General features: G+C 76.7%; 3 protein-coding genes. All 3 read right to left on the bottom strand.

Annotation, left to right across the window (positions count from 1 at the left end; genetic code table 11):
- Positions 1-193: 193 nt before the first annotated feature.
- From AB0F18_RS38655 to AB0F18_RS38645, 3 genes are read right to left on the bottom strand one after another with little or no spacing between them, the layout of a single operon-like run.
- The gene (locus tag AB0F18_RS38655; protein WP_362070069.1) at positions 194-1072 is read right to left on the bottom strand and encodes an ECF transporter S component; all 879 of its coding nucleotides are present in this window, start codon (positions 1070-1072) and stop codon (positions 194-196) included.
- On the bottom strand, positions 1069-2982 hold the full coding sequence (locus AB0F18_RS38650; protein ID WP_362070066.1) for an ATP-binding cassette domain-containing protein: 1914 nt from the start codon (positions 2980-2982) through the stop codon (positions 1069-1071). Before AB0F18_RS38650 ends, AB0F18_RS38655 begins: the two co-directional genes overlap by 4 nt.
- Positions 2979-4052 (bottom strand): energy-coupling factor transporter transmembrane protein EcfT, encoded by a 1074-nt coding sequence (locus AB0F18_RS38645; protein WP_362070071.1) that lies wholly within the window; start codon positions 4050-4052, stop codon positions 2979-2981. The genes AB0F18_RS38650 and AB0F18_RS38645 overlap by 4 nt, the downstream gene beginning before the upstream one ends.
- Positions 4053-4236: the final 184 nt, after the last annotated feature.

The following is a 4236-nucleotide window of genomic DNA, read 5'->3' as shown; positions in this document are numbered from 1 at the left end:
GCGCCGGCGCCCTGGCAACGCCCCCCTCCTACTAGCGGCCCTCGCAGGACGGGCGGAAGGTCCCGACCCGGCGCGGCGGCCGTCCTCGCTGGTGGAGGCCGGTGTGCGGGGGTGCGGGACCGGCTACTAGGGCGGGCCGAATGTGACCTGGGTCCTGTGGGCCGCCTCACCGCAACCGGGCCCGGATATCACGTTATGTATCGGCTTGCACCCTGTCAGGTGCGTGTCCCGGGCCACTTCCGGCCGCCGAATCGAAGGAAACGGGCGCGTCGAACGCAGCTTTCCGAGTCGCCCGCCGCAGCGCCCGCAGCAGCGTGCCCCCGAGGGCGAAGGTCAGCACCACGGTCAGCGCCGCCCGCCCCAGGTCCCAGCCCAGCGAGGTCGCCACGCAGTACGCGAGGAAACGGGTGAGGTTCTCCGGCACCGGGTCGCCCGGGTGGAAGGAGATCCCCTGCCCCATCCCCTGGAGCAGGACCCAGCCCTGGAGGTTCATGACCGTCCCGTACGCGAACGAGCCCAGGAACCCGTACGCCGCGAGCATCGCCAGCTCGGCCCGCCCCCGGATCCGACGAGGGGGGACCCCCGTCGCCCCCGGCAGCAGCCCGGCGCCCAGCGAGAACCAGCCCAGGGCCAGCATCTGGAACGGCATCCACGGCCCCACCCCGCCCGTGAGCAGGGCCGACGCGAACATCGTGACGGAGCCGAGGACGAAGCCGAAGCCGGGCCCGAGGACGCGGCCGCTGAGCACCATCAGGAAGAACATGGGCTCCAGGCCGGCCGTACCCGCACCCAGCGGCCGCAGCGCCGCCCCGACGGCGGCCAGCACGCCCAGCATCGCCACCGCCTTGGCGTCCATCCCCTGGTCGGCGATGGTCGCGACGACGACGGCCACGAGGAGCGGGAGCAGGGCGGCGAAGAGCCAGGGGGCGTCCTGGGAGTGGGCCAGCCCGGACTGGCGGTCCGCGAGCAGGGGCCAGCCGAAGGCGGCGATGCCGATGAGGGTGACGAGGACCAGGGCCGCGGCGGCGCGGGGGCCGATGCGGACCGGGCGCGTCGGGGCGGCGCGGGTCATGGGGTGGCCTCCAGCGCGGCGGCCACCTGGGAGACGGTGAGCCAGTGGTCCGGGGCCAGGATCTTCGCCACCTGCGGGGCGAAGGCGGGGGAGGAGACCACGACCTCGGCGGTCGGCCCGTCCGCGACGATCTCGCCGCCCGCCAGGATCACCACGCGGTGGGCCAGCTCGGCGGCGAGCTCCACGTCGTGGGTGGCGAGGACGATGGCGTGGCCGTCGGCGGCCAGGGCGCGCAGGGTCTCGACGAGCCGGGCCTTGGCGGCGTAGTCCAGGCCGCGGGTGGGCTCGTCCAGGAGGAGAAGGGCGGGGCGGCCGGTCAGGACTAGGGCGAGGGCGAGGGTGAGGCGCTGGCCCTCGGACAGGTCCCGGGGGTGGGTGCCGTCCGGTACGTCCGGCAGCAGGGCGCTGACCAGGGCACGACAGGTCCCGGGCGCGGCGTGCGCGTCGGCGTCGGCGGCGGCGCACTCGGCGGCGACGGTGTCGGCGTAGAGGAGGTCACGGGGCTCCTGCGGCACCAGGCCGACGCGGCGGACCATCTCGGGGGGCGGAGTGCGGTGGGGGGTGCGGCCGCCGACGGTCACCTGGCCGGTGGTGGGGGCGAGGGTACCGGTGAGGGCGGCGAGGAGGGTGGACTTGCCGGCGCCGTTGCGGCCCATGAGGGCGATGGTCTCGCCGGGGGCGACGGTGAGGGTGATGTCGTGGAGGACCTCGGCGCGGGCACGGCGCATACCGAGGCGGGTGGCGGTGGCCGCGGGGGTGCCGGTGGCGTCGGGGGTGCCGGGGCCGGCTCCGGCCGGGGTGTGGCCGGGGGTGCGGGCCGGGGCGTCGGCCGGGTCGCGCCGCCAGAGCCGGGCCAGCCGGGTCAGGGGGCCGGGGGGTGCGGTTGCCGGCGCGGGTGCGCTGGGTGCCGCTGCGCGGAGCCGCTCCCCGCCCCGCCCTTCCACCGTTCCTCCCCCAGCTACCGCCGGGGGGACCCCCAGGAGCTCCGCCCCGGACCCCGTTTCGGGGGCTCCGCCCCCGGCCCCCCGCGCCTCAAACGCCGGCGGGGCTGGAATGTCCAGCCCGTCCGGCGTTTGAGGACCGGGGTCCGGGGCGGAGGACAGGCGGGACCTGAGGGGAGCGGCTTGGCGGCGGGCGTCGCGGACGGAGAGGGGGAGGGGGGTCCAGCCCGCCAGGCGGCCCAGGGAGACCACCGGCGGGTGGACCGGGGAGACGGCCATGATGTCCGACGGCGTGCCCAGGACCGGGGCCGCGCCCGGGGACGGGAGCAGCAGGACGCGGTCGGCGTACTGCACCACCCGCTCCAGGCGGTGCTCCGCCATCAGGACCGTCGTGCCCAGGTCGTGCACCAGCCGCTGCAGGACGGCGAGGACCTCCTCCGCCGCAGCCGGGTCCAGCGCGGAGGTGGGCTCGTCCAGGACCAGGACGCGCGGGTGCGTCGTGAGGACCGAGCCGATCGCGACCCGCTGCTGCTGCCCGCCGGACAGCGTCGCGATCGGACGGTCGCGCAGTTCGTTCAGGCCCAGCAGGTCGAGGGTCTCCTCCACCCGCCGGCGCATCACCGCCGGCGCCAGCCCCAGCGACTCCATCCCGTACGCCAGCTCGTCCTCCACCACGTCCGTCACGAAATGGGCCAGCGGATCCTGCCCCACCGTCCCCACCACGTCCGCGAGCTCGCGCGGCAGGTGCGTACGGGTGTCACGCCCGGCCACCGTCACCCGGCCCCGCAGCGTGCCGCCCGTGAAGTGCGGGACCAGCCCGGACACCGCCCCCAGCAGGGTCGACTTGCCGACCCCCGACGGGCCGACGAGGAGGGTCAGCTCCCCCTCAGGGAGGGTGAAGTCCGCGTTCCGCAGCGAGGGGCGCGAGGCACCCTCGTACGTCACGGAGACCTGGTCGAAGCGGATCAACGGGACGGCTCCTTGGTGGAGGGAGGGGACGGAACGGGCGCCACGAACGCCGGGAGCAGGCCGAGCAGGACCGCCGCCGCGGGCCACAACGGCAGCCCCGGAGCGACCAGCGGCACCACGCCCGGCCGCAGCCCCTCCGGATCCACCGACCCCGCGTGGACGAGCAGGGCCGCCACCGCCGCCCCCGACCCGGCGACCAGCCAGGCGCGCACCCCCCACCGGTCGGGCCGGTAGCGGGTGCGGACGCTGCGCCGCCCGCCCAGCCGCAGCCCCGCGAGCGCCAGGACCACGCCGATGCCGAGCAGCGGCAGCCCGTACGCGGCCCCCTCCGCCGCGAGCAGCCCGTACGTGCCCGCGCACATGCCGAGCAGCCCGCCCAGCGTGAGGGCGTTGGTGGTGTGCCGCACCGCCGGCGGGACCTGCGCCGTACGCCCGTACCCGCGCGCGTCCATCGACGCGGCCACCGCCACCGAGCGCTCCAGCGCACCCTCCAGCACCGGCAGCCCGATCTGGAGGACGGCCCGCACCCCGCCCGTGGGACGGCCGCGCAGCCGGCGCGCGGTCCGCAGCCGGGCCACGTCCGCGACCATGTTCGGCGCGAAGGTCATCGCGACGACGACGGCCACGCCCGCCTCGTACAGCGCGGCGGGCAGCGACTTCAGCAGCCGCGCCGGATTGGCGAGGGCGTTCGCCGCGCCGACGCAGACCAGCAGGGTCGCCAGCTTCGCCCCGTCGTAGAAGGCGAACACCAGCTGCTCGGCGGTGACCCGGCCGCCGAACCGGATGCCCTGCGCCCACGCCGGCAGCGGCACCTCGGGCAGGGTGAACAGGGTGTGGGCGCCGGGGATGGGGGAGCCCAGCAGCACGGAGAACAGCAGCCGCAGCCCGATGACGAACAGGCCGAGCTTGACGAAGGCGCCGTAGGAGCGCGCCCAGGGCGCCTCGGTGCGGCGGGCGGCGACCACGTAACCGGCGACGCCGACGATCAGCCCGAGCAGCAGCGGATTGGTGGTCCGGGAGGCGGCGGTCGCCAGCCCCAGGGCCCACAGCCACCAGGCTCCCGCGTGCAGGGCGTTGCTCCGGCGCGCCTCGGGAGCCCGCCAGCGCCGTTCCTTCTTGTACGAGGGCCCGTGCGGCCCCCGACCGGCCCCTGCGGCGCCGGGCCGGGGCGGGGTCGCGTCTTCGGCTGCGGCGCCGTGGGCGGTGCGCCCGGCCTGGGCCCCGCCCGCCGTGGCCGGGAAGGGCCCGTCGGCC

Origin of the sequence: Streptomyces sp. NPDC029216 (genome assembly GCF_040648015.1) — a bacterium.
In the GTDB taxonomy this organism is placed as follows: Bacteria; Actinomycetota; Actinomycetes; order Streptomycetales; family Streptomycetaceae; genus Streptomyces.
This window is presented reverse-complemented; position numbering and strand designations above follow the sequence as displayed.

Excerpts from the sequence above, each read along its gene's own strand:
- AB0F18_RS38655 (WP_362070069.1), bottom strand. The coding sequence starts at position 1,072 with ATGACCCGCGCCGCCCCGACGCGCCCGGTCCGCATCGGCCCCCGCGCC.